Consider the following 24,301-nt stretch of genomic DNA (forward strand, 5'->3'; position numbering starts at 1 on the left):
GTGCTCGGACGGAATCCGCAAAACAGTGTGGCTCACCGTGGGCGTCTGCCGCGGGTCCGACAGTTGACGCCAAGTGTTTGGCTGGAGATACATCACGACCGATGCCCCGCTGAAGAACAGGGCGGGAGGGGCGGCCATGTATGGTTCAGGACGACATCTCGTAGCGCTCCTGTTGCGGATATTTTTGTATACACAGACAGTAGCAGGCCCAGTGACAGATCAGTCCCGTGCTGTCTCTTCGGTGATTTCGGTTATCCTCCTCGTGGCGGTCACTGTCGTTCTCACAGCAGTGCTGTCAGCGGCGACGCTTGGCCTCGCAGAGAAGTTGGATGACACAGCGCCCGTGGTCGGCCAATCCGACGGTGCGTTTACCCCACAGGATGGGTTCGGCGGAGGCATCGTCCGTATCACACACGTTGCCGGGGATGTCATTCGTGTCTCGGAGATTGAAGTGGCTGTCAGTGCTGACTGTGGCGGCGACGGAACTGAAAAGCACGGGCGGTTAGTCAATCTCCCAGCGAAATCCGGCGATCGGCCACAGGGTGACAATATCGAGGGCGACGATATCTTCGACGAGAGCACTGGCTCGCTCACGGAACGCGGTGCCGATACTACCGGGGCACTGGTCACAGATGAGTTCCGCCCCGGAGACGTGATCGTTTTCCGGATCGCAGGCGGGGACTGTGACTTGCGGCCGGGCGACACAGTGACCGTCCGAGTTGTGCACACCCCGTCAAACGCGGTTATTATTCGACAGCAGTTAACGGCCTGATTCGGCAGGGACTCTGCACGGCCTGTCCCGATATCGCTACCATGCTGTGCACGGATGGTCGTCCTCTACGACAGGTGACACAGCGAAATAAAATACGAAACGAGGCGTACCCTCGCGTCTGCGGTCAGTTGCCGCCCGTCGCGTTCGTCACGTTTGTCGAGAACCCAGTATCGGCACTGGAAGTGTTTCCACCGCTGTGCCTGCCAGTCTGCAGGATGATCGGTGTCCCTTCGTCATCAGTCGCCAGAATGACCTTATCCGAGTCGTCGATGCTCTGGACGTACTGCTGTTTCAGCACGACCGGATTGTCCCGCAGCGCCTCACCACGGATTTCGATGACCCGGGCGTCGGCTTCGGCCCGAATCTCCTGTCGTTCCTTTTCGCGTTCGGCCTGTTGAATCTCGAATTTCTTCTCTTCGACGCGTTGCTTTGCAATTTCTTTGTCGTTGAGCGCCTGATCGTACGAGTCCGGGAGGTCGACGTCACGGACCTGCACCTCTTCGAGGACGAGCGCTTCGCCCTCGAACGCAGATTTAAGTTTCTGCTGTGCTGCCTCGCCAAGCCGCTCGCGGCCGCTGCTGGTGTATATCTCACTTGTCTGGATACCGGCAGCCTCGTCGCGGAGTTGCGACCGGACGGACGGTCGGATAAGTCGTTCTTCTGCCTGTTCGACGGTCCGCCACTGAATAACGAACCCTGACGCGTCTGCTTCGTCCACCTTGTACCGGACAGTGATGTCGATATCGACCGTCGTTCCGTTGATCGTCTGGACCGTCACGGCGTCGGATTGTGCCGCTCTGTCGCCTTCGCCCTCGGTGTTGGCCATGGTGTAGGTCCGTGGCCGGATCTCCACGTCCTGGACGGTGTCCTTGACAGGCACAATAATGTGTGCGCCCGGCTGGAGTTCAGCGCCGGTTACCGCACCGAACGATTTCTGGACGCCGACGTGGCCTTCGGGAACCTGGTGATAGCCGCCGAAAAGCGCCGTTGCGACGGCGAGGGCGACAACGACACTGGCGGCGATGCGGAGGCCGCGGCCGACGTCGACGTCGATGTCCGACCCGGAATCGGGATCGGGACCGGGGATGTCACTCATGCTGTGCTCCGATGTGATACGGCGGGTGGTTGTACGGGGACCATGTCCAGCACTTTGGCCCGACAGCTATAGAGCCAGCGGTTGCGTGCCACGGGTTCACACCGCGGCTGCTGGAGTCCTTCGAATCGCGATCACAAGAAAAGTAGCGATGTCGACTGCGTGGACGAAAGTGCCGACCGGCGGCGCTTCAGTCGTCGGTGGAGGCGATGAAGTCAGCCTCAGCGGCTTCAGCGCTCGGCGCGGCCTTGGCCGGCGGTTCGTTGCGCACGTCGTCTCGCTCACGGTCGCTGATGACCTCGGCGTAGGCGTCGGGCATCACCTTCGTGAAGTTCTCCAGTTCGGCGTCCCAGTCCTCAAGCAGTTCCGCCGCTCGGTCTGAGTCGGTGTAGGCGGCGTGGTTTTCGACGAGTCGGGTAATCATCTGGCGGTCCTTACCCTCCAGCGTGTCGGACAGGGACACCATACCGGTGTTTGCCTTCGTTTCGAACTCGCCGTTGGGGTCGTAAACGTAGGCGACGCCGCCGGACATGCCGGCCGCGAAGTTCTTGCCCGTCTCGCCCAGCACGACGATGGCACCGCCAGTCATGTACTCACAGCCGTGGTCGCCGACGCCCTCGACGACGCCTTTGACCCCGGAGTTACGGACGGCGAAGCGCTCGCCGGCCATCCCGTTGACGTAGGCCTCGCCCTGGGTCGCGCCGTACAGCGCGACGTTGCCGATGACGATGTTCTCGGTCGGGTCGAAGGGAGCGTTGTCCGGCGTTTTCAGAACGAGCTTCCCGCCAGAGAGCCCCTTGCCGACGTAGTCGTTGGCCGTCCCGGTCAGCTCCATCGTCACGCCCTGTGCGAGGAACGCGCCGAAGGACTGGCCGGCCGTGCCGTCGAAGTCGACCCGGATGGTGTCGTCCGCGAGGCCGTCGCTTGCGTGCTCGCGGGAGATGCGGTTCGAGAGCGTCGCCCCGACCGCGCGGTCGACGTTGGTGATGTCGGCGTCGATGGCGACCGGGTCGCCCTGGTAGATGGCGTCCTCGGCGGCGTCGATGAGCTCCCAGTCGAGTTGCTCGTCGACCTCGTGGGTCTGCTCGCGTTGCTTGTAGCGGCCGTCGTTGTCGGCCGGCTCTGCGATGACAGACGAGAGGTCGAGCTTCTGGGCCTTCGGCTGGGACACGTCGTCGCGCTGTGCCAGCACGCCCGGCCGACCGATCATCTCGTCGATCGTCTCGAAGCCGAGTTCGGCCATGATCTCCCGGAGTTCCTGGGCCACGAACGTCATGTAGTTGATGACGTGCTGTGGCTCGCCGGGGAACCGCTCGCGGAGGTTCTCGTTCTGGGTGGCGATGCCGACTGGACAGGTGTTCTCGTGGCACTGGCGGGCCATCACGCAGCCGGAGGTGACCATCGAGGCGGTCCCGAAGGTGTACCCCTCGGCACCGAGCAGGGCGGCGACGGCCACGTCGCGGCCGGTCTTCATGCCGCCGTCGGTGGTCACCTTGATGCGCGAGCGCAGGCCGGTGGCCCGGAGCATCTGGTTGGCCTCCGAAACACCCAGTTCCCATGGGAGGCCAGCGTTCTTGATGGAGGTCTTCGGCGACGCGCCGGTGCCGCCGTCGTGGCCCGAGATGTGGACCACGTCGGCGTTGGCCTTGGCGACGCCAGCGGCGATGGTCCCGATGCCGTCCTCGGAGACCAGCTTGACGTTGATGTCGGCTTCGGGGTTCGAGGCCTTGAGGTCGTGGATGAGCTGTTTCAGGTCCTCGATGGAGTAGATGTCGTGCAGCGGCGGCGGCGAGATGAGGCCGACGCCCGGCGTCGCGTACCGGACGTGGGCAATCATCTCGTTGACCTTCTTGCCGGGCAGGTGGCCGCCCTCGCCGGGCTTCGAGCCCTGGGCCATCTTGATCTGGAGCTCGTCGGCCGACGCGAGGTAATCCGAGGTGACGCCGAAGCGACCGGAGGCGACCTGCTTGGTCGTACACTCCTTCTCGGTGTCGAACCGCTCGGGCGGCTCGCCGCCCTCGCCGGTGTTGGCGTTGGCCCCGAGCCGGTTCATTGCGATAGCGTTGTTCTCGTGCATCTCGGGCGACAGCGACCCGAGCGACATCGCCGCGGTCTCGAAGCGCTCGACGATGTCCTCGACCGGTTCCACGTCCTCGATGGGGATGGACTCGCGATCGGAATCGAACTCGAGCAGCCCACGCAGGGTCTGGAGCTCCTCGTTCTGGTCGTTGACCAGCTCGGCGAACTCCTTGTACGTGTCGTAGTCGCCCATCCGGACGGCCTGCTGAATCTTGCCGACCGTGTTGGGGTTCCACTGGTGGTGGATGCCGTTCGAGCGGAACTCGTACTCGCCCTGGCGGGGCATGTCGGGTTCCTCCTCGCTCCAGGCGACCTCGTGGCGCTGGGTGAGGTCGTCCTCGATTTCCTTGATGCCGATGCCCTCGGTCCGGCAGGTCGTCCCCTCGAAGTACTCGGCGACGAAGTCCGAAGAGAGGCCGACGGCCTCGAAGATCTGGGCACCCTGGTAGGACTCGACCGTGGAGATGCCCATCTTGGCCATCGTCTTCAGGAGGCCGTCCTCGACGGCGGTGATGTAGGCGTCGATGGCGTCGGGGAGGTCCGCGCCGTCCGGGCCGGCCACCAGGTCCTCGATGGTCTGGTAGGCTAGGTAGGGGTTGACGGCACCGGCCCCGTAGCCGATGAGCGTCGCAAAGTGGTGGACGGCTCGCGGGTCGCCGGACTCGACGACGAGCCCGACGTGGTTGCGGAGGCCGTTGCGGACGAGGTGGTGGTGGACGCCACCGACTGCCAGCAGGCTCGGTATCGGCACGCGGTCCTCGTCCGCGCCACGGTCGGAGAGCACGAGGACGTCGTGCTCCTTGGCGGCGGCGTCGGCCTCGGCCCGCACGTCCTCGACGGCCTGGCGGAGGTCACCGCCCTTCTCGTAGGTGATGTCGATGACCTTCGTGGACATGCCGTTTTCGTCCAGGTCCTTGATGCACGCCGTCTCCTCGTCGGTGAGGATCGGCGAGTCCAGGACAAGCTGGCGGGCGTGGTCCTGGCTCTCGTCGAGGATGTTTCGCTGATGGCCCAGGCGAGACTCCAGTGAGGTGACGAGTTCCTCGCGGATGTAGTCAAGCGGCGGATTCGTCACCTGGGCGAACAGCTGCTTGAAGTAGGTGAAAAGCGGGCGGTTGAACTGCGACAGCACCGATAGCGGCGTGTCATCGCCCATGGAGCCGACGGGGTCTTTGCCCTTCTCGGCCATCGGCTCGATGAGGTGGTCGACCTCGTCGTAGGTGTAGCCGTACATCGCCTGGTGGCTCCGGAGCGCGTCCGATGGATTCCGGGGCGCGTTGTCCTCGCGGTCGGCCACGTCGTCGATGTCGACCTGCTCCTGGGCGACCCACTCGCCGTACTTGTCGTCGGTGATGTCGTCGAAGACTTCCGCGTCGGGGATGACCCGTCCCTCCTCGGGGTCGGCGAGGAAGCACTGGCCCGGCTGGAGGCGGCCGCGCTCTTGAATCTCGCTGGCGTCGTGTTCCAGCGCGCCGGCTTCCGAGGACATCACGAGCGTGTTGTCCTCGAGTACGTCGTAACGGCAGGGGCGGAGGCCGTTCCGGTCTAGCACCGCACCGATACGGTCGCCGTCGGTCGCGGCGACGAGCGCCGGGCCGTCCCACGGCTCGACCAGCGAGGCGTGGTAGTCGTAGAAGTCGCGCCGGTCGCCGGTCACGTCGTTCATCTCGCCGCGCCAGGCTTCGGGGATGAGCATCCGCAGAGCGTGGGGGAGGTCGCGGCCGCCCTGAAGCAGGAGTTCGAGCGCGTTGTCGACGCTCGCGGTGTCTGACTGCTCGGGGTCGTCGATGATGGGCTTGATCTTCTCTAAGTCGCCCTCGAACTCGTCGCTCTGGATGTCAGTCTCCCGAGCGCGCATCCAGTTGATGTTCCCCTGAATCGTGTTGAACTCGCCGTTGTGGATGACGCGCCGATACGGGTGCGCGAGATGCCACGCGCCCAGCGTGTTCGTCGAGAACCGGGCGTGGACCATCGCAAACGTCGACTGCATCCGCTCGTCTTCGAGGTCAGGGTAATAGTCTTCGAGCTGTTCGGCCTTGAGCAGGCCCTTGTAGACGACGACGTCGGTGGCGAGGGAGACGACGTAGAACCGCTCGTGGCCCGCCGGTTTCTCTTCCTCGACAGTGTTTTCGAGCGCCCGGCGGCCGACGTACAGCTGGTTCTCGAAGGCGTCGCCGGTCTTGCCCGTCGCGGAGGTGACGAAGAACTGGACGATGTCCGGCTCGGATTCAAGCGCCGTCGCGCCGAGGTCGCTGTTGTCCGTGGGAACGTCGCGCCAGTCAATGACATCGAGACCCTCAGCGGCGAGTTCCGTCTCAACGAGGTCTTTCAGACTGTCGGCGGCTTCGTCGTCCTGCGGGAGAAAGAGCGTGCCAACGGCGTACTCGCCAGCGGGCGGCAGGTCGGCGTCGACTTCGGCAGTGAAAAACTCGTGTGGAATCTGGAGCATGATGCCCGCCCCGTCGCCCGTATCTTGCTCGGCCCCTGTTGTCCCTCGATGTTCGAGGTTGTCGAGGAGTTCGAGTCCGTCCGATACAACCCAGTGGTCGCTCTGGCCGTCGAGGTCCATGACGACCCCGACACCACAGTTCGACCGTTCGTCCGTGGGATCTGCAAGCCCGGCGTCGCCTGCAGAGAGACCTGTCTGTCGCTCAACCATGTGTTTCACGACTGGGGATGCCACTATAAGAGGGTAATCCTAATGGTATTAGTGTTGTTTAACCCCACATTAGGGAGTATATATTCATCATGATTGTTTGAACTGTATCATCATTTATAAACCGTTGTTCGAGGGCTGTCGGTTTACACGGTGTTCAACCGAGCACGGGTGCAGATGACTGCTCGATGCCCGAAACGTATGCCGTCATGTCAGTTGTCGTCAACATTCCGACGACACCTTCCGTCTCGTCGACGACCGGGAGATGGTGGACAGTATGGTCTAGCATCAGACTTGCGGCCGCCTCGACGGAGTCGTTTGCCGTTACTGTAATCAGGTCCGTCGTCATGTAGTCAGATACGGCCAGTCCCGTCGTATCGCCGCCCTCTGCGGCGATCTCGACGAAGTCCGTGGAGGTGAGAATCCCCCGCAACTCTCCGTCAGCGTCGACGACAACAACAGAACTGATGCTCTCGTCGAGCATCCGCTTGGCGACCGCTTTCGCGTTCGCATCGGCGGCAACAGTGGTGACTGGCGATGACATAATCCGTCCGACAAACACGTCTTCCATGCTAGTCGATAACATGGGACGTGATATAACCGTGTTGGTTCCGGATATCTGTCGATTCCACCACCTGAGGAATATATAAGGTCTTAATATGCTCGGTCACTGCGATGAATCCGCCGTTCAAGAAGTTGCCAGCTATCTCCGATTGCCCGTGCCGACTGCTCGACCATCACGGGGCTGTCGAGGTCCCGTTGCCGTCGCAAGCGGTCGGCTGAATCGTAGTTCCCACGACGGTATCTGTTCGCCGTTTGGCGTTTGTATGACCCTAGTCTGACGGCGATTTATATACATAGGGCCAGCAGTGGTCATCGGGGGCACGGAGGAAAATGTCACACGCTCCCCGACCCCATCCTTCCTTCATACTACTGGCTGTGCCTTCGTGAAGAGACGTGCCACCTCTCGGCCGCAACATGTTTCACGGGCGCACAGCCGGCAGTATCGGTGGGCCGGCAATTATCTATGCAAGCTCTTCGTATATGAATTAAACCATGTCTGGTCATGGCCCCAGCGTCGCCATCGCCTGTCAGGGCGGCGGCAGTCATAGCGCGTTTACCGCCGGTGCGCTACAGCGACTCCTGCCAGCGGTCGACACCGAGTACAATCTCGTGGGATTGAGTGGTCCCTCCGGCGGCGCTCTGTGTGCGGTCACGGCCTGGTATGGCCTGCTCAGTGAAAGCCCCGACCATGCCGGGGAGCTACTGGAGGAGGTCTGGTGTGATGTCACCGCGACGACGCCGCCCTCAGTCCTGCTGCACCAATCGCCCGTGTGGCACAAGCGAGACTGCAAAACCGGATGCTCCCCGCGGCCGATATCTCGCCCTACGCGACGCCTGGCGCGGTCGGCCACGACTGGTACCTGTCACTGCTTGACCGTCACATCGCGTTCGACGAGTTCGACAGCCTCACCGACGAGGCACCGCCACACGTAACCATCGGCACGGTCACCGTCAACAGCGGCGTGTTCGAGACGTTCACCGATGCTACCGCCACGTCGAAGGCAGTGCTTGCCTCGGCCGCGTTCCCGCTGCTGTACGAGGCTGTCGAGTTGAACAGCCACTGGCACTGGGACGGTCTGTTCTCACAGAACCCACCGATACGGGAGTTCCTGACCAGCGACCGACCGAAACCGGACGAGATATGCATCATCCAGATCGAGCCACAGACCCGCGACGACCGTCCGACATCGCTGGCAGAGATCACCGACCGTCGGCAGGAACTAGCCGGGAATCTCTCGCTGAATCAGGAGCTGTTCTTCGTCCAGAAAGTCAACGACTGGATCGAACAGGAGTATCTCCCGGAGGCTTTCAAACACGTGGAATACGTCGACTGGTGCTTGATACGAAGCTGACAGCAGCCTCGAAACGCGACCGCGACCCTCGGTTCATCGAGGCCGTCATGGAAACGGGCCGAGCCGAGGCCGACGCGTTTCTGGATCGGTTGCCGAAATAAGCAGCCGAACCGCCTAGTCAGTAACTCTTGGCAAAGTACGCTGTCTCCTCGGCCTCCTCGCCGCAGATAGCGCAGTCGTCGTGAATCGGCTCCTCGTCGCGGTCCAGCGGGACCATCACGATTTCGGCCGCGATAGCGTCCTTGATGGGCTCCTCACAGTCCTCGTCGCCACACCAGCCACACTTGACGTAGCCGCCGTGCTGGCCGATGGTGCCGAGGATCTCCTCGCGGGACTCGGCCTCGCGAATCTCGCCCTCCAGCGTCTCCTCGGCGTCGGCGTAGAGCTTCGCGTGGACGGTGTCGAGGTGCTCCTCGACCGTCTCGGCGATGTCCTCGCGGTCGACAGTCGCGTTCTCGCCGTCGGGTCGGTGGACGAGCGTCGCCTCGCCGTCCTCGACCTCGTGGGGGCCGATTTCGACCCGGAGCGGGACGCCGTGGAGTTCGTGCTCGTTGTACTTGAAGCCGGGATTTCGGTGTTCGCGGTCGTCGAGTTCGACGCGGACGCCGGCCTCGTCGAGTTCGGCGGCGAGGTCCGCGGCGTAGTCGACGACCTCGTCCTTGTTGTCCTCCTGCCAGATGGGGACGACGACGACCTGGTCGGGGGCGAGCGCGGGCGGGAGCACGAGCCCCTGGTCGTCGGAGTGGGTCATGATGAGCGCGCCCATCGCGCGCCAGGACAGCCCCCAGGAGGTGGTGTGGGCGGTGTTCTCCTCCTCGTCGGCGTCGGCGTAGGTGATGTCGAAGGCCTCGCCGAAGGAGGTCCCGAGGTAGTGGGAGGTGGCCGCCTGCACGGTCTTGCCGTCGGGCATCAGCGTCTCGATGGTCGTCGTCGTGTGCGCCCCGGGGAACTTGTCGTGGGGCGGCTTCCGGCCCTTCAGCGGCGGCATCGCCATGACCTCCTCGTAGAGGCGGGCGTACTGGTCCAGCCGGGTCATCGTCTCCTCCCACGCGCCGTCCTCGTCGGCGTGGGCGGTGTGGCCCTCCTGCCAAAGGAACTCCTTGGTGCGGAAGAACGGCTTGGTCTCGGTCGCCTCCCACCGGACGACCGAACACCACTGGTTCAGCCGCATCGGGAGGTCTCGGTGCGAGCGGGTCCACTGCGCCATGAACGGCGCGATGATAGACTCGCTGGTAGGCCGGACAGCGAGACGCTCTTCGAGTTCGTCGTGGCCGCCGTGGGTCACCCACGCGACCTCGGGGTCGAACCCCTCGACCACGTCCTTCTCTTTCTCCAGATAGCTCTCAGGGATGAAAAGCGGGAAGTATGCGTTCTGGACGCCGGTGTCTTTGAACCAGCCGTCGAGGTTGTTCTGGATACGCTCCCAGATAGCGTAGCCGCGTGGACGCGTGACAATGAACCCGCCCATGGGGGCGTAGTCCGCGAGGCCTGCCTTCTGGACGACCTCGGCGTACCACTCGCCGGGTGAATGCTCCTTGCTCTCGGTGATACCGAGTTCCTGCTCGCCACTCATTAGGTGTGTCCTGGCCCAGGGCGCTAATAAACTCCCCGAAGGGTGGTGAGCCGCTGGCACACCGACCGGAGCGGGTCCGCACCGTGCCGTGTGCCAGCGAGGGTTCAATCCCGCACCGACTGGACTGTGAGTTCGTCGCCCGACTCCGGCTGGCCGAAGGCCGCCGCCGCGGAGCCGCCGCGCAGGAACAGCTCCTGATACGGGTCGCCACCGCCGGCCGACCCCGGGACGATAGCGAGGGACCCCTCCGGAACGTCCGACACGGCCTCTCTGACGACGACCTCACGGGACTCGCCGTTGAGTTCGACGACGACCGTGTCGCTTCCCGGGTCAAACACCGAGGTCCGAATCGAGGTCTTGACGTTCCCGTACCCGTCGACGTGACAGACCACGGAGTTGGGCGGGGCAGGCACGTCCGCAAGCGACCGCTCCGCGCCCAGCGACGAGCGGTCCCCGTTGGCTATCTCGGCGACGCGACGCGGGAACAGGTCTCGCGATCGGAACTGGCCGGTGTCGGCCGGCAGTTCGACCTCGCGGACGGTCGTGGCGTGGTCGGCGACAAACGAGAGGTTGTAGCCGGCGTCGACGGCAACGACAGGAACGCCGTTGTCCAGTTCGAGATAGCACAGTGGGCCGCCGGTATCGGCCCGTTCTGGCGTTGATTCCGTCGTTCGCGGTGCCGTGTTCGAGTAAATCAGCAGGTCGTCGAAGGCGGGGTTGTGGACACCGAGCTGCGCGATCCAGAAGCCGGTGGCGACCGTCGAAAACGGCTGTACCTCGCTCGACTGGACAGTCATCGTCGGGTCGGCGGCAGTGAGACGGTGGACGACCTCTGAGAAGGCCGGGTCAGCGGGGCCGTAATCCGCAATGAGATGAACGAACGTGCTCATGTGAAGCTCCGGTCGCTACCACGTCGGTGCGCCTGTATAATCTTGTGCCTTGATAACAGGGAGACAGTGTCGAATGTGTCCGGCGCCACCGCCCGCTCAGGCACCAATCGTCGTCAACGAGGCAATGGAGTCGGCGACGCGGCGTTCCATCCCAGTCCCGGTGAATCCCGGAACGGGGTCGACAGCCTGTGCGTACACTTCCGATTCGCTTTCGACGAACTCCACGCAGAGCGCCCGCGCGCCAAAGCGGTCCAGCAACTCGCGGACGCGGGCCGCGAGCGTCACCTCGACAGTCTCCTCGCTGATGACGCGGTCCAGCCCGGACACTTCCGACCGGACTTGAATCGCTCGCAGATGAGTCTCGCGGCCGTCATTGACAGCGAAGTACTTGTACTCGACCGGTTCCTCCCGAACACAGGCCTGATAGAAATCGCCCTCGTCGCTGTCCGCTGGCACACCGTCCCACGAGTACCGAGTCCGGGCAGTGTAGTCACAGTCCGGCTTCTCGAACCAGACGGCCGGGACCCGACAGCCGACCTGCTCCAGTCCGTGCAGGGCAACGAGCCGACAGGCGAGCGCCGTCGTCGGCAGGAAGCCGTTCCACGTCTCGGTACCGGTTCTGTCAGCGTACCACAGTGCGCTGAACGACTCGGGCCGAAGCGTCGTGTTGACAAGCGCAGCCAGGTCGTCGATATCGGCTTTGGCCACCGGATTTCCGGGGCGGAGAAACTGGACATCGAACCCCCGGGCGGAGAGCCGCTCTGCGACGGCACCGAACACCGGGTGTTCAGGCTCGCAGATGAAGCCGATGCAGTCCATACCGCCACGTCTCAGCGGTCCGATAAAAAAGTCGCGCAAAACCGAACGACTGAGGCACCCGGGTTCCGAAGTAAATCCCTGGTGAATCCGCTCAGTATTGGGGGCTATCTCGGTGCCGGGAGCTGGGACATCGCAGCCGTCGTCGTCCTCTCCGCTGTGGCCGGGGCAGTCCTGTGTGGGCTCGCCTTGGCCGCGTACCGACAGCGCGGGACGCGTGCGTATCTGTTGATTGCGCTCGCGCTCACCGCGCTGTTTGCCCGCCCGCTCGTCGCGTTACTGTCGGGGTTCTCGCTGGTCTCGGGACCGACACACCACTTCCTCGAACACGCGCTCGATACCCTCTTCGTCGCCCTCGTCCTCGGCGCAGTATACTACGCGCGAACAGTCGAGAAGCGCCTCGACGAGGAGGGACTATGAACGATACCAGAGCGCGGATTTACCAGCATATCAAGTCCAATCCAGGTGTCCACTTCAGAGAGCTAACGCGGGCGCTGGACCTCGCAACAGGACAGGTACAGTACCATCTGGCTCGGCTCGACCGCGTACACAGCGAGTCGGTCAGCGGACGGACACACTACTACACGGCGTCGTTCGACCCCTGGGAACGCCACGCCATCGCCTTCTTCCGGCGGGAGACGGCGAGAGATATTCTCGTCGCGCTCATAGAGTGCGAAACCGCTCGCCCCGGCGAGGTGGCTGACCACCTCGACATCGCGCGGAGTACGCTCGAACACCATCTCAACGGCCTGATCGAGCACGATATCGTCGAGAAGCGCCGGAGCGAGGGACGAGTGACGCTGGCGCTCTGCCGGCCGGACTCGACTGTCGAACTGCTCGCGGCGGTCGACCCCACGGCCTCGGACCGCCTGTCGGACCGCTTCACCCGGTTACTCGACCGCCTCTTCGAGGGCGGCTAGCTCAACTGCCCGGGCAGGGGTGCTTTCGAGTCCCGTACCACAATCCAATTGGACAAGCAGGCCATAGAGTGGGTGATGACTGAACGCGGGATTTCCCGACGCGAGTTCGCCAAGAGCGCCGTCGCCATCGGCGGCACCGCGGCGCTGGCCGCCTGTCTCGACCGCGGGTCAGGGACGATACCCGAGGGAACCGACGACCCCGCGTCGCTTCCAGACCGCCAGCACGCATGGGACGCGTCGCTGGCGACCGACGACGCGGGGAACCATCGGCTGTCGCGACACCACGTCCTCTTGCTACTGGACTACACTGAGGACGGGATACCGTCGGATAGCGACCGCGAGCAGGTCGAATCGGCGCTTCGGGACCTCGAGCGGGCCTACGAATGGAGCAACGAAGGGTTGCTGTTCACGCTCGGGTACAGCCCGGCCTACTTCGACCGCTTCGACGCCGACGTAGCCGGCGTCGACCTGCCAGAGCCGATGGCGCTTGCCCCCTTCGAAGACCCCGAACTCGACACGCCCGACGCGCTACTACATCTCGCCAGTGACGACGAGCGAGTCGTCATCGAGGCCGAGGAGGCGCTGAAAGGCAACCGCGACAGCGCCAACGACCAGGACATGAGCGCGACCTTCGAGGGCGTCTTCAGTGAGGCGGAGCGCCGCACGGGGTTCGTCGGGGCTGGCCTGCCCGCCGAGAATCAGGACGTCGACGGGATTCCGGACTCCGAACCGGTCCCCGACGAGGCTCCGCTGTTCATGGGGTTCAAGTCCGGGTTCAAGGAAAACCAAGCCTCCGAGGACCGAGTGACGGTCGATTCGGGACCGTTCGCCGGCGGTGCGACACAGCACCTCTCGAAGATCCGGCTGCAACTCCAGCAGTGGTACGAACAGGATTCCCGGGGCCAGCGCGTCTCGAAGATGTTCTGTCCGGCCCACGCCGCCGAGGACAAGGTCGAAGGCGTCGGCGAGAACCTCGGCACCGACAACGGTGCCGGCGAGTGTCCCGACGACGTGGTCGACAGCGGCCGTCGGAAGGGCGTCGTCGGTCACGCACAGAAGATGTCCCGCGTCAGAGAGGACGGGACACCGACCATTCTCCGCCGGGACTTCGATTCGACCGACGGCGGCGAAGCGGGACTGCACTTCCTCTCGCTGCAGCGCTCTATCGCCGACTTCGTCGCCACGAAACAGGCGATGAACGGAACGGACGTCGCTAACGAGTCCGCCGTCGGTCAGCAGGTGAACAACGGCATTCTCCAGTACATGACAGTCACGCGGCGCGGGAACTACCTGCTCCCGCCGCGGTCGCTACGGTCCCTGCCGCCAGCGAACCCGGACGCGTGAGCGGGAGGCGGAGCCACACAGTCCGGCTTTCGGCCGCCGTACCAGAACGGTCTTTCAGATGAGGACCGAAAGGCGGTTCATGAATCGCCGACAGTTCCTCGCCAGTACCGGCCTCGCCGGCACGACGGTCCTGGCGGGGTGTGGTTCGCTGAGTTCCCAGTCGACACGCGCCCCACCGCTGGTCGAAAACCGACCCGATGCCACGTACCGCCCTACCCACGCCGAGGGGATGGGAATGGCCGGGATGGCACAGGCGGGTGAGTACATGGTCGGACTGAGCTACTCTTTTCCTCACCGCTTCTGGACGGTCACCGGGACGACGGCCGAAAAGGTCACCATCCGGAGCGAAGACAGCATCCACCTGATGGCGACTGTCTGGGACCCCGAGACGGAGACGGTCCTCCCGGTGTCCGCCGGCCTCTCCATCACCATCGAGCGTGACGGCGAGACGGTCACCGACAAGTCCCCGTGGCCGATGATCTCCCAGAACATGGGCTTTCACTACGGCGACAACTACGCGCTCGACGGCGACGGCGTCTATCAACTCTCGGTCCGCGTCAACGGCATGAACGAGCGGAGGCTCGGAGCCTTCGACGGCCGATTCGACGAGGCCGGCGAGGCAACAGTCGAATTCGACTTCGCACAGAGCACCCGCGACCAGCTCGCTTTCGATGAGTTCCCGGACTCACAGGGCGAACGCGCAGCAGTCGACCTGATGAACATGGACATGATGCCAACCTCACAGGTCCCCGAAGTGTCGGCTCTGCCCGGGACCGTGCTTGGGACGGACAAAGGAAGCGACGGCGTATACGCCGTCATGTGGCTGCAGGACGCCGCGTTCCTCACCGAAGGGCAGTCGTATCTCGCCGTGTCCGCCCGGACGCCGTACAACCGCGTTCCCCTGCCGATGATGTCTCTCGACGGAACCGTAGAGGCCGACGGCGACACGGTGTTCGAGGACGCGCTGACCGCCGCGGTCCACCCCGACCTCGGGTACCACTACGGCGCGGTCGTCGAGACGACAGTGGAGGAACCGTCCGTCGGCGTCGACGTCGTCGCCCCGCCGCAGGTGTCCCGTCACGAGGGGTACGAGACGGCGTTCCTGACAACGCCGTCGTTCTCATTTTCGGGTGCCTGACCACAATCAGTCAATCCATTCGACGTAGTCTTGGCAGTCGTCGCATTCCGTGCGGGTCGCCCATCCGTCACCGCGGTCGTGGTCCGACGGTGCCACCTTGATTACGGTAACGTTCACCGAGCCACACCTCGGGCACTGTCCTGGGATTTTGGAGTTAGACATCAGAGGCTATTATCTGTTTGAGATATAATTCTCAGCTATCACTAAGATAGTTTCCCTCAGTCAATCTCAGTAGCGTGCGGCGCAAATGACGGCAATACCTGATGGGGACACACGCAACAAGGCCGACCTCATTCGACACCGAACGGACTCTCGGCCTGTTGCCACGGCCAGCCCGGGACTCGCGTCTGGACCCCGGCCGCGAGCGCGGCATCGAGGTCGTCAGCGCCTGCGGTCGCTGTATCGGCTCCGTGGGTTCGCACGTCCGCGACGTGGAAGGTCGCTTCCGCGAGCAGTCGGAGCGGCTGCTCGCCGGCAATCATCGCCGCTAACTCGCGGCCAAGGAGTTCGTCGATAACAAAGCCCGGGTAATCGCCTGTAACGTCCAGTGTTCGGAGCAAACGGACCAGCGCGGCGACGTTGACCGCCCGGTCGCCGTCGGCGAACACCTCGTCAATGGCGGCCGTGTAGGCGTCGTCTGTGAGCATGTCAACGTCGACGCCGAACTGCGAACCCAGGTGGGCCCGCGTGTCGTTTATCAGCGGGACGACATCGCTGGCCCGGTCCTGCACCCGCTTGTACTCCTCGTCGACGGTTTCAGGTGTCAGTCGCATGTCGGCATCTGACGTGGAGGCCGCTTACCGCTTGTGGGCACGCGCAACGGCGACTGTGGGACAGGTCCGACCTCCGTATTGCGAAGGCTTTTATAACACGAGGGGAATACTGAGAAATAGAGGACGGTTTTCCGGACATCTCTCCACGTCCGGAGGCAACTCACCGATAACTGATGACTTTATTAGAGAGCGTACATCCCGCGGCACCAGGTCGGCCCGCGCCAGCCGTGGACGGCCCCGCTACCGGGATGACTCCCCGTTTTGAGCTATGAGCACTGTAGACAAGCAACTCGAAGACGTGAAAGCAACGATCGACGAGGAAGTCCCGCGCCGTATCTCCGTCTCGGATGTCACGTACGAGGGACCGGAACTCGTCATATACACGCGGGACCCGAAGGAGTTCGCCGCGAACAGCGACCTCGTTCGCCGGCTCGCGTCGAAACTCCGCAAACGCATCACAGTTCGCCCGGACCCGGACGTTCTGGCCCCGCCAGCCGAGGCCGAGGCGGCGATTCGGGAACTTATCCCCGAGGAGGCCGGCGTCATGGACCTGAATTTCCACGCTGATACCGGCGAAGTCGTCATTCAGGCACAGAAGCCCGGCGTCGTCATCGGCCGGCGCGGCGCGACCCTGCGTGAGATCACACAGGAGGTCGGGTGGACGCCCGAAGTCGTTCGAACGCCACCAATCGAGTCCTCGACGGTCGAGAACGTCCGGAACTTCCTCAAGCAAGAGCGCGAAGACCGTCGTGACATCCTCGAACGCGTCGGCCGGCAGATCCACCGCGAGCCGATGTCCGACGACGAGTACGTCCGCATCACGACGCTTGGCTGCTGTCGTGAAGTCGGCCGCACCGCGTTTATCCTCTCGACGCCGGATACGCGAATCCTCATCGACTGCGGGAACAAGCCCGGCGCGAACGGCGAGCAGCCGTATCTGGACATCCCGGAGGCGTTCGGGGCCGGGACCAACGGTATCGACGCCGTCGTCCTGACCCACGCGCATCTGGACCACTCCGCGCTGGTCCCCTTGCTGTTCGAGTACGGCTACGACGGGCCCATCTACTGTACCGAGCCGACGCGGGACCTCATGGGACTGCTGACGCTCGACTACCTCGACACCGCCGCGGACGACGGCCGGACCCCGCCGTACGACTCCGAGATGGTCCGCGAGGCGATCAAACACACAATCCCACTGGAGTACGGCGACGTGACCGACATCGCGCCCGATATCAAGCTGACGCTGCACAACGCCGGCCACATCCTCGGCTCGTCGGTGTGTCACTTCCACGTCGGCGACGGCCTGTACAACGTCGCCTTCTCCGGTGACATCCACTACGACGACACGCGCCTGTTCGACGGCGCTGTCAACGATTTCCCGCGAGTGGAGACGCTCGTGCTGGAGTCGACCTACGGCGGCCGCAACGACTACCAAACCGACCAGGAGGACTCGGAGCGAAAGCTCAAGCAGATTATCCAGAACGCCTACGACCGTGGTGGGAAGGTCCTCATTCCGACCTTCGCTGCGGGGCGGTCGCAGGAACTCATGCTCGTCCTCGAAGAGGCAATGCGGAACGGCGACATCCCCGAGATGCCGGTCCATCTCGACGGGATGATCTGGGAGGCGACAGCCGTTCACACGACCTACCCCGAGTATCTCCGCGACGGCCTGCAGGACCGCATCTTCGACGAAGACGAGAACCCGTTTCTGGCAGACCAGTTCAACCCGATCGACGGCGGCGACGAGGAACGGGCTGAAATCGCTGACGGCGATTCCTGTATCATACTCTCTACGTCCGGGATGCTCACCGGCGGCCCGGTCATGTCCTGGCTCGAACAGCTCGGCCCCGACCCGGATTCGGCGCTTACCTTCGTCGACTACCAGGCACAGGGGACGCTCGGCAACCGAGTCCAGCGCGGTGTCGACGAGGTGCCCGTCGGTCGCAGCGGGCGCAGCGAAACGGTCCCGCTGGAGATGACCGTCGAGACGGTCGACGGCTTCTCCGGCCACGCCGACCGCCAGGGGCTAGAGAACTTCGTGAAGACGATGAACCCTCGGCCCGAGAAAATCCTCTGTGTCCACGGCGACGAATCGGCGACACAGGACCTCTCCTCGTCGCTGTACCACGACCAGAACATTCGGACCTTCGCGCCGGAGAACCTCGAAACGTTCCGCTTCCGCTGAGCCAGTTGCTGTTCCCGGTTCATTCTCACTCCCCGATAGCCAGACGAACCTCTATACGGCAGGCGGGTGAACCACCGCGTATGGACATCACCCAGTATCTCGACGAACTCGAACCGGTCGGGATGGTGCTCATCGGACTCGTGCTGTTTATCATCCCGGAGCCTGCGACGTCGACACTCGGAATCGGCCTGATGGTGCTCGGTGGAGCATGGTGGTTCTACGAGTGGAACCGCTGAGATAACTCGGAGCAGTCCTCATGAATCACGACCGAATTCACGCCCAGGAACCGTCACACCACCGCGACCGCTGGACGGTCGGCACAATTGCCGAGCTAGCGGAGCGAGACGGCCACTGTGTCGTCACCGTCGAAAACGAGTCCGGCGAGCCAACTGAACTCGTCGTTACCATGGCCGTTCGCGACCTGTTTATCAGTCGGCTGGACATCGGTGACAACGAGAGCCCGGTCGGCGAGCGTGTCTGGTTCCGGAAGCGTGGCGGGTCGTAGCCAGCCGCTAACCCATTCGGTCCGGCTTTGACCGCCGCTACGACAGGTCGACGGTCCGGTCGGCCCAGCGCCGGAGCCGGTTGAGGGCGTCCCGCTCGGCCCGCGAGACCGGGTCGTCGACGCCCAGTTCGTCGCTGTCGAAGGCGTTGAGGACGGCGGCGTCCGCCCCGTCGCAGTACGCGGTGAGCCGGTCGACCGCAGCGGCCTCGTGCTGGAACGGAATCGTCGCGTCGTTGACGAACACTGCCCGCGGGTTGGCCGGGAGCGCATCCATCTGTCGCCTGGCACGCCGGGCGTTCTCCCGGGCGAGCGCGACCGCCCCGTCGGCCGTCTCGCTTTCGGCTCTGGGGGCGCTGGCGTCGATGCGGCCGACCCAGACCGACTCCGGCACGGTGGTGAATCGGTCGAGGCGGCCGCCGAGGACGGTCCCGTCGCGTTGGAGTTCGGGCGCAAAATCGAGAACGACGACGCCGTCGGACCCCTCACGGTCGAGCCAGGTGTCGAGGGCGCTGGCGGTCGTCCGCGTCTTGCCGACGTTCGACGGGCCGACGACCAGCGTCGACCCCGAGAGCGGGACCTCGACGCCGGTCACGCGAGGAGTTCCTCCCGCAGGAACTTCCCGCCGAGGCCGGCCATGGCGAGGCCGAGCGCGACGGCGAAGGCCAGCACGAACCCGGACAGCGGGCCGACGCCGCCCCCGAGCTGTTCGACGACGAAGTTCCCGGCGAGCCCGCCCGAGACCGCGAGCAGGGCCAGCCCGCCGACGTTGGCGAGCGTCGAGTTCGGTTCCGGGACCGCGTCGGAGTTGAGGAGATAGAGGACGACGGCGATTACGAAGGGCGTGCCGACGGTCCCGAGCGCGAGCACGAGGACGAGTTGGCCCAGCACGTTCCCGCCGATGAACGCCCCCGGCGCGGACAGCAGCGCAGCGGCGACCAGCAGTCCGCGGTAGCGGCTGTCCTCGATGGTGGTGCCCCAGCCGAGCTTGTCGGCCAGCAGGAACGGCGGGACGATGGTGTTGCCGCCGAGGGTCGACACGGCAGCGCCCCACAGACCGAGCAGGAACAGCCAGCGGGCGCTGTCGCCGACCAGTGGGCCCAGCGCCTGCGCAGCGCCGACCGTCGTGAGGTCGCCGGAGGTCAGCACGCTCGCGGTCACCAGGAAGATGGCGAGGCTGTAGACGCCGAAGGCCACGAACATCGACGCCCCCACATCGACCGTCGCGATGTCGTAGTCCTCGCGAGTCCAGCCCCGCGCCCGCATCGTGTAGGAGTGCATCGTGATGAGCGTGATGTGGACCGCACCGCCGAGGATGCCGGCCGCGACCAGCGCGCTCCCGGAGGGGACGGACGGTATCAGTCCGGTCACCGCCGCGCCGGCGTCGATGGGCACGACGAACAGACTGGCGACGAACGCGACAACAACAAGCAGGACGAGGACTTTCGCGCCCAGTTCCAGAAAGCGGTAGCCGCCGCCGGCCAGCCCCACGGCGAGCAGTAGCGCCCAGACGACGCCCCAGACCCGCGCATCGATACCGGTCACCGTCGCCGAGACCGTGGCGACGGTCTTCATAATGACCAACTGTGCCACGCCGGCGGCAAGTACTGCGTCGCCGACAAGCAGCCACGCCCACGTTTCACCGAGGTGGTCCTCGACGACGCCGACGATGCCCCGCTCGGTCAGCAGTCCCAGCCGCATGGCGAGATACTGGGCTAGCGCCCCCGCCCCGGCGGAGAGGACGACGACCCAGAGGAGGCTGTAGCCGAACGCGCCGCCCGCGGTGACGAGGCTGGCTATCGTCGCCGGACCAGCGGCAATTGCCCCCGCGATCCAAGACGGCCCCATCGCCTCGACGTAGTCACCAATCGTGCCCTTGCTCACGGCCGAATTATCGACGGTCTCGGTCGAACTCATACCTCCGGCTTGGGTGAGGCCACCTGAAAACTCTGCCGACATATCTTTCGGTGGTATTCTGCAGTAATCTGGTCGCTGTATGGCGATTATTCGAGACTGGTGTTAATCGAGAGACACACCGGCCGCTCGGCGGAGGCAATGTCGAAAGCGGGACCGGCCGGTCAGAGGTCGACGGCTCTGAGGTCCGATTCCAGTTCCTCGACGTGGTCGTTGTACGCGTCGACAAAATCCGCGAACTGTGGGGCATATTCGCGGATGTCGGCTGCCGAGGGGGGCTCGTACTGCGAGAGGAGATAGAGCCCGCTGCTCCCGCCGACCCGGAGATACGACGCCCCGTCGGTGTCCCACTTCAGTTCCCAGCGCGTGCCCCCGATGCGGCTGGTGAAGGTCCCGTAGTCGCCGCCCTCGTAGCGCTGGAGTTCCCGCGCGATCTGGTCACAGATCTCACGGATTCGGCCGAGGACACGGTTCCGCTCGGCCACGACGCCGTCGGTCGTTGCGATGTCCGGGAACTCTGTCGACACATCATCGAGTACGCCGTCGAGCGACGCGACGTAGTCGTTGAACCCCGCCACGAAGGCGTCGTAGTCTGCGAGCGCGTCAGCCAGCGGCTCCGGTTCCGGTGGCTGTTTGGTCGAGATGACGTACGTGTCCGAGCCCCGCGAGGGCGAGAATCGGAGATACTCCAGGTCGCCGCCCTCGTATTTTACGGTCCACTCGCCGCGGTCGGTCTCGATATCCGCCTGTCCGTAGTCGCCGCCCTCCAGCCGGGCGAGCTGGTAGGCGACCTGTCCGGCGTGGTCGCGGACCGCCGCGACCAGTTCGTCACGCTGCTGTGCAACGGCCGTTGCGTCGGCGGGGTCCGCCGGTGGCCACTCAGTCACAGTAGACGGGAGCGCGGGGACGGCAATAACAGGCTCGGTCGGCTACTCGGACTCCAGTAGCGCGTCGTCGCCGTGGCGTTCTCGGAGCCTCTCGAAGTACTCGCGTTGCTCGTCGATATTCGGCGTCGACTCGGCGTACACGTCGGCGAAGAGGTCCGTCGGGTCCGCGGCGTGGGCCTCGGCGTTGTCGATAATCTCGCCGAGGCGCTCGTCGATGGTGTCGTCCATCACGTCGAGTTTCCTGTCGTCCAGTAGACTGCAGTTCCGGAGAAACGCTTCCATGCGGTCCAGCGGGTCGCGTTCGCGCCACTGCTCGACCTCCGCCTCGTCCCGGTACACGTCCGGGTCGTCGGCGGTCGTGTGCGCACCGAAGCGGTACTGGACGGCTTCGACGAAGATGGGCTCCTGCTCCCCGCCGTCGGCTCCCACAGCCCGCTCTCTGGCGGCTTCGGTGACGGTGTAGGTCGCAAGGGGGTCCATGCCGTCGACCTGCACGCCGTCGAAGCCGTAGGCGTCGGCTTTCTGCGCGAGCGTCTCGCTGGCGGTCTGGCGCTCCCGCGGCACGGAGATGGCCCACTGGTTGTTGTTACAGAAGAACACCGTCGGCGTCTCGAACACGCCGGCGAAGTTCATCGCTTCGTGGAAGTCTCCCTCGCTGGTGGCCCCGTCGCCGAAGTGGACGACGCCCGCTCGCTCGTCGCCATTTTTTCTCGCCGCCCACGACCACCCGACGGCGTGGGGCAGGTGCGCGCTGATGGAGATGTTCAGCGGGAACACGTTCACGTCGCCGAGAGCGGCGTTACCCGCTTCGTGACCCATCCAGTAGAGAACGTACTCCCAGGGGAGCCCACGGGCGACGAGCGCGCCGTGTTCCCGGTACTGGTAGAAGATGGTGTCCTCGTCGGCCAGCGCGTACGTCGACCCGACCTGTGCCCCCTCTTGGCCCGCCAGCGATGAGTAGGTGCCGAGCCGACCCTGTCGCTGGAGGCTTATCATCCGCTCGTCGAACCGGCGGGCAAAGCGCATATCGCGGTACATCGACACCAGTTCCTCATCAGACAGGTCCGGGATGAGGTCCGGGTCGACGATCTCACCCTCTGAATCGAGCGCCTGTATACGGTCGTCAGGCGCTCGGTTGAGAACGTCCTGTGTCATTTCGTACTCTACCCTCGGAGAGGACCGTCAAAAAGCTGTGTTCGGCTCTGGTTAGTCAAGCCACTCCAGCACGCACCGACAATCTGGCCCGAGTATTCATGCCATTTCCGCCCAACATAGCCATGATGCTCGGCAAAGAGGGTCCGGAGGCAGACAGTGAGAGGGGGACGCTCTGGCGAGAACACCACCTGTCGCCTACGCATGCGGTGCTCTGGACAGTCATCCTCGTCGCAACAGTCGGTGACGTCCTCCTGACGATGACCGGCCTCACGGTCGGCCTGCAGGAGGGCAACGTCGTCGTCAGCACGATGCTTGCGGAGTTCGGGCTGGCGGGCCTCTGGGTCGTGAAGTTCGGGGCGATGCTGTGGCTGGTCGCCGGGTGGCGACTGCTCTCCGAGCGCAACGCGACGGTCTTTCTCGCCCTGTTCGCAGTAGTGACGCTCGCGGTCGTCGCCTACAACTCAATCGCCATCCTGCAGTACCGCGGGATAATAACGGCTGCTGCAGGTATTTGAACGTCTGAGACCTTAGAATTCAGGAACACCGAGATTAAGTACCACTGGGTGTGACCACGGAGTAATGGATAGGCGTTCCTTCCTGACAGCGGCCGGCGCGGCGGTGTCGGTTTCGTCGGCCGGCTGTGCCGGGCTGGGCGGCGGTGGCGAGGAATCGAGCACGGACGAGTCGACGGGCACCAGCGACGCCGGGAGTGCCGACGAGACGCTGGTCGTCGGGACGTACAGCGCGTTCGTCGACTCGCCGTCGACGAGTCCGGGTGCGTGGGTGAAACAGCGCTTCGAGGAGGAGTTCGACGCCCGCCTGATCTGGCAGACGCCGAGCAACGAGGTCAACCACTACATCGAACGCCGCAACGCCGGCGTCGACATCGAGGCCGACATGTACCTCGGACTGAACACGGACCACCTCGTCCGGGTCGACGAGAACCTCGATGACGGGCTGTTCGCCGAGGTCGGCGACGTTGCCGGGCAGGACGACATCAAGCCGGGGTTACAGTTCGACCCCAACGGGCGGGCGATTCCCTACGACACCGGCTACATCAGCCTGGTGTTCGACGGCACAGCCACTACGGCACCCGAGACGTTCGACGGTCTGCTGGCCGAGGAACACGCTGGCGACCTCATCACGCAAAACCCCGCCAGTTCCGCGACCGGGCGGGCGTTCTTGCTGCACACAATCAAGCAGTTCGGCCCGGACGGCTATCTGGACTACTGGAGCGACCTGCAGGACAACGACGTTCGGGTGCTTGGCTCCTGGAGTGACGCATACAGCGCGTGGTCGGGCGGCGAAGCGCCGATGGTCGTCTCCTACTCCACCGACCAAGTGTTTGCCGACCAGAACGACGCCAACCTGGCGAAACACCAGATTCGCTTCCTGAACGACCAGGGCTACGCCAACCCCGAGGGGATGGCGGTCTTCGAGGGCGCGGACACGCCCGATCTCGCCCGGGAGTTCATGGGCTTCCTGTTGCGGCCGGAGATTCAGGGCGAAATCGCCGTCCGGAACGTCCAGTTCCCGGCGACGGAATCCGCCGAACTCCCCGCGGACTACGCCGAGCTCGCACAGGAGCCCCCGGAGCCGGTCACCTTCGGCTACGACGAACTCAAGGGTTCCGTCTCGGGCTGGATCTCCGACTGGGAACGGCAGTTCGCCTCGAACTAACGACCACG

The 24,301-nt window shown here is 64.4% G+C and carries 21 protein-coding genes and 1 pseudogene; 11 read left to right on the forward strand and 11 right to left on the reverse strand.

The features are described from left to right. Positions 1–211: 211 nt before the first annotated feature. Positions 212–772 carry a type IV pilin gene (locus D3D01_RS01280; RefSeq protein ID WP_232794524.1) on the forward strand — a complete coding sequence of 187 codons (561 nt, stop codon included), beginning with the start codon at positions 212–214 and terminating at the stop codon, positions 770–772. Between the two features lie 124 nt (positions 773–896). On the opposite strand, the gene D3D01_RS01285 is transcribed toward D3D01_RS01280, so the two are convergent. The 3 genes from D3D01_RS01285 to D3D01_RS01295 form a co-directional block, all read right to left on the reverse strand. Then, positions 897–1,868 carry a prohibitin family protein gene (locus D3D01_RS01285; protein ID WP_121510992.1) on the reverse strand — a complete coding sequence of 324 codons (972 nt, stop codon included), beginning with the start codon at positions 1,866–1,868 and terminating at the stop codon, positions 897–899. Between the two features lie 187 nt (positions 1,869–2,055). Further along, the gene (gene gltB / locus D3D01_RS01290; RefSeq protein WP_121510993.1) at positions 2,056–6,603 is read right to left on the reverse strand and encodes a glutamate synthase large subunit; all 4,548 of its coding nucleotides are present in this window, start codon (positions 6,601–6,603) and stop codon (positions 2,056–2,058) included. Between the two features lie 154 nt (positions 6,604–6,757). After that, complete coding sequence (locus D3D01_RS01295; RefSeq protein ID WP_121510994.1) at positions 6,758–7,171, reverse strand: CBS domain-containing protein; 414 nt, start codon at positions 7,169–7,171, stop codon at positions 6,758–6,760. A 485-nt stretch (positions 7,172–7,656) separates the two neighbouring features. Between D3D01_RS01295 and D3D01_RS24985 the strand changes: the two are divergent. Further along, positions 7,657–8,617: pseudogene (locus tag D3D01_RS24985) on the forward strand (patatin-like phospholipase family protein). A gap of 17 nt (positions 8,618–8,634) precedes the next feature. Here D3D01_RS24985 and proS read toward each other — a convergent pair. From proS to D3D01_RS01315, 3 genes are all read right to left on the reverse strand, one after another. Further along, a complete protein-coding gene (proS, locus tag D3D01_RS01305; protein WP_101349576.1) occupies positions 8,635–10,089 on the reverse strand; it encodes a proline--tRNA ligase in 1,455 nt (484 codons plus the stop codon). 104 nt (positions 10,090–10,193) lie between these two features. Further along, positions 10,194–10,979, reverse strand: a complete 786-nt coding sequence (locus D3D01_RS01310) for an S-adenosyl-l-methionine hydroxide adenosyltransferase family protein (protein ID WP_121510995.1) — start codon at positions 10,977–10,979, stop codon at positions 10,194–10,196. A gap of 96 nt (positions 10,980–11,075) precedes the next feature. After that, positions 11,076–11,798, reverse strand: a complete 723-nt coding sequence (locus D3D01_RS01315; protein ID WP_121510996.1) for a hypothetical protein — start codon at positions 11,796–11,798, stop codon at positions 11,076–11,078. A gap of 81 nt (positions 11,799–11,879) precedes the next feature. Between D3D01_RS01315 and D3D01_RS01320 the strand changes: the two genes are divergently transcribed. The 4 genes from D3D01_RS01320 to D3D01_RS01335 all read left to right on the forward strand — a co-directional run bounded on the left by D3D01_RS01320 (position 11,880) and on the right by D3D01_RS01335 (position 15,197). Beyond that, positions 11,880–12,215 carry a hypothetical protein gene (locus D3D01_RS01320; protein WP_121510997.1) on the forward strand — a complete coding sequence of 112 codons (336 nt, stop codon included), beginning with the start codon at positions 11,880–11,882 and terminating at the stop codon, positions 12,213–12,215. Then, the gene (locus D3D01_RS01325) at positions 12,212–12,715 is read left to right on the forward strand and encodes a helix-turn-helix domain-containing protein (RefSeq protein WP_121510998.1); all 504 of its coding nucleotides are present in this window, start codon (positions 12,212–12,214) and stop codon (positions 12,713–12,715) included. Before D3D01_RS01320 ends, D3D01_RS01325 begins: the two co-directional genes overlap by 4 nt. A gap of 75 nt (positions 12,716–12,790) precedes the next feature. Then, complete coding sequence (locus D3D01_RS01330; RefSeq protein WP_121510999.1) at positions 12,791–14,059, forward strand: Tat pathway signal protein; 1,269 nt, start codon at positions 12,791–12,793, stop codon at positions 14,057–14,059. 79 nt (positions 14,060–14,138) lie between these two features. Further along, positions 14,139–15,197, forward strand: a complete 1,059-nt coding sequence (locus D3D01_RS01335; protein ID WP_121511000.1) for a hypothetical protein — start codon at positions 14,139–14,141, stop codon at positions 15,195–15,197. Between the two features lie 290 nt (positions 15,198–15,487). On the opposite strand, the gene D3D01_RS01340 is transcribed toward D3D01_RS01335, so the two are convergent. Next, a complete protein-coding gene (locus D3D01_RS01340; protein WP_101349569.1) occupies positions 15,488–15,970 on the reverse strand; it encodes a hypothetical protein in 483 nt (160 codons plus the stop codon). A 268-nt stretch (positions 15,971–16,238) separates the two neighbouring features. On the opposite strand from D3D01_RS01340, the gene D3D01_RS01345 reads away from it, so the two are divergent. The 3 genes from D3D01_RS01345 (at position 16,239) to D3D01_RS01350 (ending at position 18,660) form a co-directional block, all read left to right on the forward strand. Next, positions 16,239–18,155 (forward strand): beta-CASP ribonuclease aCPSF1, encoded by a 1,917-nt coding sequence (locus D3D01_RS01345; RefSeq protein ID WP_101349568.1) that lies wholly within the window; start codon positions 16,239–16,241, stop codon positions 18,153–18,155. An 80-nt stretch (positions 18,156–18,235) separates the two neighbouring features. Then, a complete protein-coding gene (locus D3D01_RS23925) occupies positions 18,236–18,391 on the forward strand; it encodes a hypothetical protein (protein ID WP_170083780.1) in 156 nt (51 codons plus the stop codon). A gap of 20 nt (positions 18,392–18,411) precedes the next feature. Beyond that, entirely contained in the window at positions 18,412–18,660 is a 249-nt protein-coding gene (locus D3D01_RS01350; RefSeq protein ID WP_101349567.1) for a hypothetical protein, read from the forward strand. A 37-nt stretch (positions 18,661–18,697) separates the two neighbouring features. Here D3D01_RS01350 and D3D01_RS01355 read toward each other — a convergent pair whose 3' ends face one another. The 4 genes from D3D01_RS01355 to pdhA form a co-directional block, all read right to left on the reverse strand. Then, the gene (locus D3D01_RS01355) at positions 18,698–19,252 is read right to left on the reverse strand and encodes a hypothetical protein (protein WP_121511001.1); all 555 of its coding nucleotides are present in this window, start codon (positions 19,250–19,252) and stop codon (positions 18,698–18,700) included. Next, on the reverse strand, positions 19,249–20,574 hold the full coding sequence (locus tag D3D01_RS01360) for a divalent metal cation transporter (protein WP_121511002.1): 1,326 nt from the start codon (positions 20,572–20,574) through the stop codon (positions 19,249–19,251). Before D3D01_RS01360 ends, D3D01_RS01355 begins: the two co-directional genes overlap by 4 nt. A 161-nt stretch (positions 20,575–20,735) precedes the next feature. Beyond that, a complete protein-coding gene (locus D3D01_RS01365; protein ID WP_121511003.1) occupies positions 20,736–21,458 on the reverse strand; it encodes a hypothetical protein in 723 nt (240 codons plus the stop codon). Between the two features lie 42 nt (positions 21,459–21,500). Beyond that, a complete protein-coding gene (gene pdhA, locus D3D01_RS01370) occupies positions 21,501–22,613 on the reverse strand; it encodes a pyruvate dehydrogenase (acetyl-transferring) E1 component subunit alpha (protein WP_121511004.1) in 1,113 nt (370 codons plus the stop codon). A 122-nt stretch (positions 22,614–22,735) separates the two neighbouring features. On the opposite strand from pdhA, the gene D3D01_RS01375 reads away from it, so the two are divergent. Both D3D01_RS01375 and D3D01_RS01380 read left to right on the forward strand, forming a co-directional pair. Continuing rightward, on the forward strand, positions 22,736–23,128 hold the full coding sequence (locus tag D3D01_RS01375) for a hypothetical protein (protein ID WP_101349562.1): 393 nt from the start codon (positions 22,736–22,738) through the stop codon (positions 23,126–23,128). A 64-nt stretch (positions 23,129–23,192) separates the two neighbouring features. Then, positions 23,193–24,293 carry a thiamine ABC transporter substrate binding subunit gene (locus tag D3D01_RS01380; protein ID WP_121511005.1) on the forward strand — a complete coding sequence of 367 codons (1,101 nt, stop codon included), beginning with the start codon at positions 23,193–23,195 and terminating at the stop codon, positions 24,291–24,293. The last annotated feature ends 8 nt before the right edge of the window (positions 24,294–24,301 follow it).

The organism is Haloarcula sp. Atlit-7R (assembly GCF_003666065.1).
GTDB classification, from domain to species: domain Archaea; phylum Halobacteriota; class Halobacteria; order Halobacteriales; family Haloarculaceae; genus Haloarcula; species Haloarcula taiwanensis.

Coding starts and splice junctions, on each gene's coding strand:
- D3D01_RS01285 (WP_121510992.1), bottom strand. CDS start 1,868: ATGAGTGACATCCCCGGTCCCGATCCCGATTCCGGGTCGGACATCGAC.
- gltB (WP_121510993.1), bottom strand. CDS start 6,603: ATGGTTGAGCGACAGACAGGTCTCTCTGCAGGCGACGCCGGGCTTGCA.
- D3D01_RS01295 (WP_121510994.1), bottom strand. CDS start 7,171: ATGGAAGACGTGTTTGTCGGACGGATTATGTCATCGCCAGTCACCACT.
- proS (WP_101349576.1), bottom strand. CDS start 10,089: ATGAGTGGCGAGCAGGAACTCGGTATCACCGAGAGCAAGGAGCATTCA.
- D3D01_RS01310 (WP_121510995.1), bottom strand. CDS start 10,979: ATGAGCACGTTCGTTCATCTCATTGCGGATTACGGCCCCGCTGACCCG.
- D3D01_RS01315 (WP_121510996.1), bottom strand. CDS start 11,798: ATGGACTGCATCGGCTTCATCTGCGAGCCTGAACACCCGGTGTTCGGT.
- D3D01_RS01325 (WP_121510998.1), top strand. CDS start 12,212: ATGAACGATACCAGAGCGCGGATTTACCAGCATATCAAGTCCAATCCA.
- D3D01_RS01330 (WP_121510999.1), top strand. CDS start 12,791: ATGACTGAACGCGGGATTTCCCGACGCGAGTTCGCCAAGAGCGCCGTC.
- D3D01_RS01335 (WP_121511000.1), top strand. CDS start 14,139: ATGAATCGCCGACAGTTCCTCGCCAGTACCGGCCTCGCCGGCACGACG.
- D3D01_RS01340 (WP_101349569.1), bottom strand. CDS start 15,970: ATGCGACTGACACCTGAAACCGTCGACGAGGAGTACAAGCGGGTGCAG.
- D3D01_RS01345 (WP_101349568.1), top strand. CDS start 16,239: ATGAGCACTGTAGACAAGCAACTCGAAGACGTGAAAGCAACGATCGAC.
- D3D01_RS23925 (WP_170083780.1), top strand. CDS start 18,236: ATGGACATCACCCAGTATCTCGACGAACTCGAACCGGTCGGGATGGTG.
- D3D01_RS01350 (WP_101349567.1), top strand. CDS start 18,412: ATGAATCACGACCGAATTCACGCCCAGGAACCGTCACACCACCGCGAC.
- D3D01_RS01360 (WP_121511002.1), bottom strand. CDS start 20,574: ATGAGTTCGACCGAGACCGTCGATAATTCGGCCGTGAGCAAGGGCACG.
- pdhA (WP_121511004.1), bottom strand. CDS start 22,613: ATGACACAGGACGTTCTCAACCGAGCGCCTGACGACCGTATACAGGCG.
- D3D01_RS01375 (WP_101349562.1), top strand. CDS start 22,736: ATGATGCTCGGCAAAGAGGGTCCGGAGGCAGACAGTGAGAGGGGGACG.
- D3D01_RS01380 (WP_121511005.1), top strand. CDS start 23,193: ATGGATAGGCGTTCCTTCCTGACAGCGGCCGGCGCGGCGGTGTCGGTT.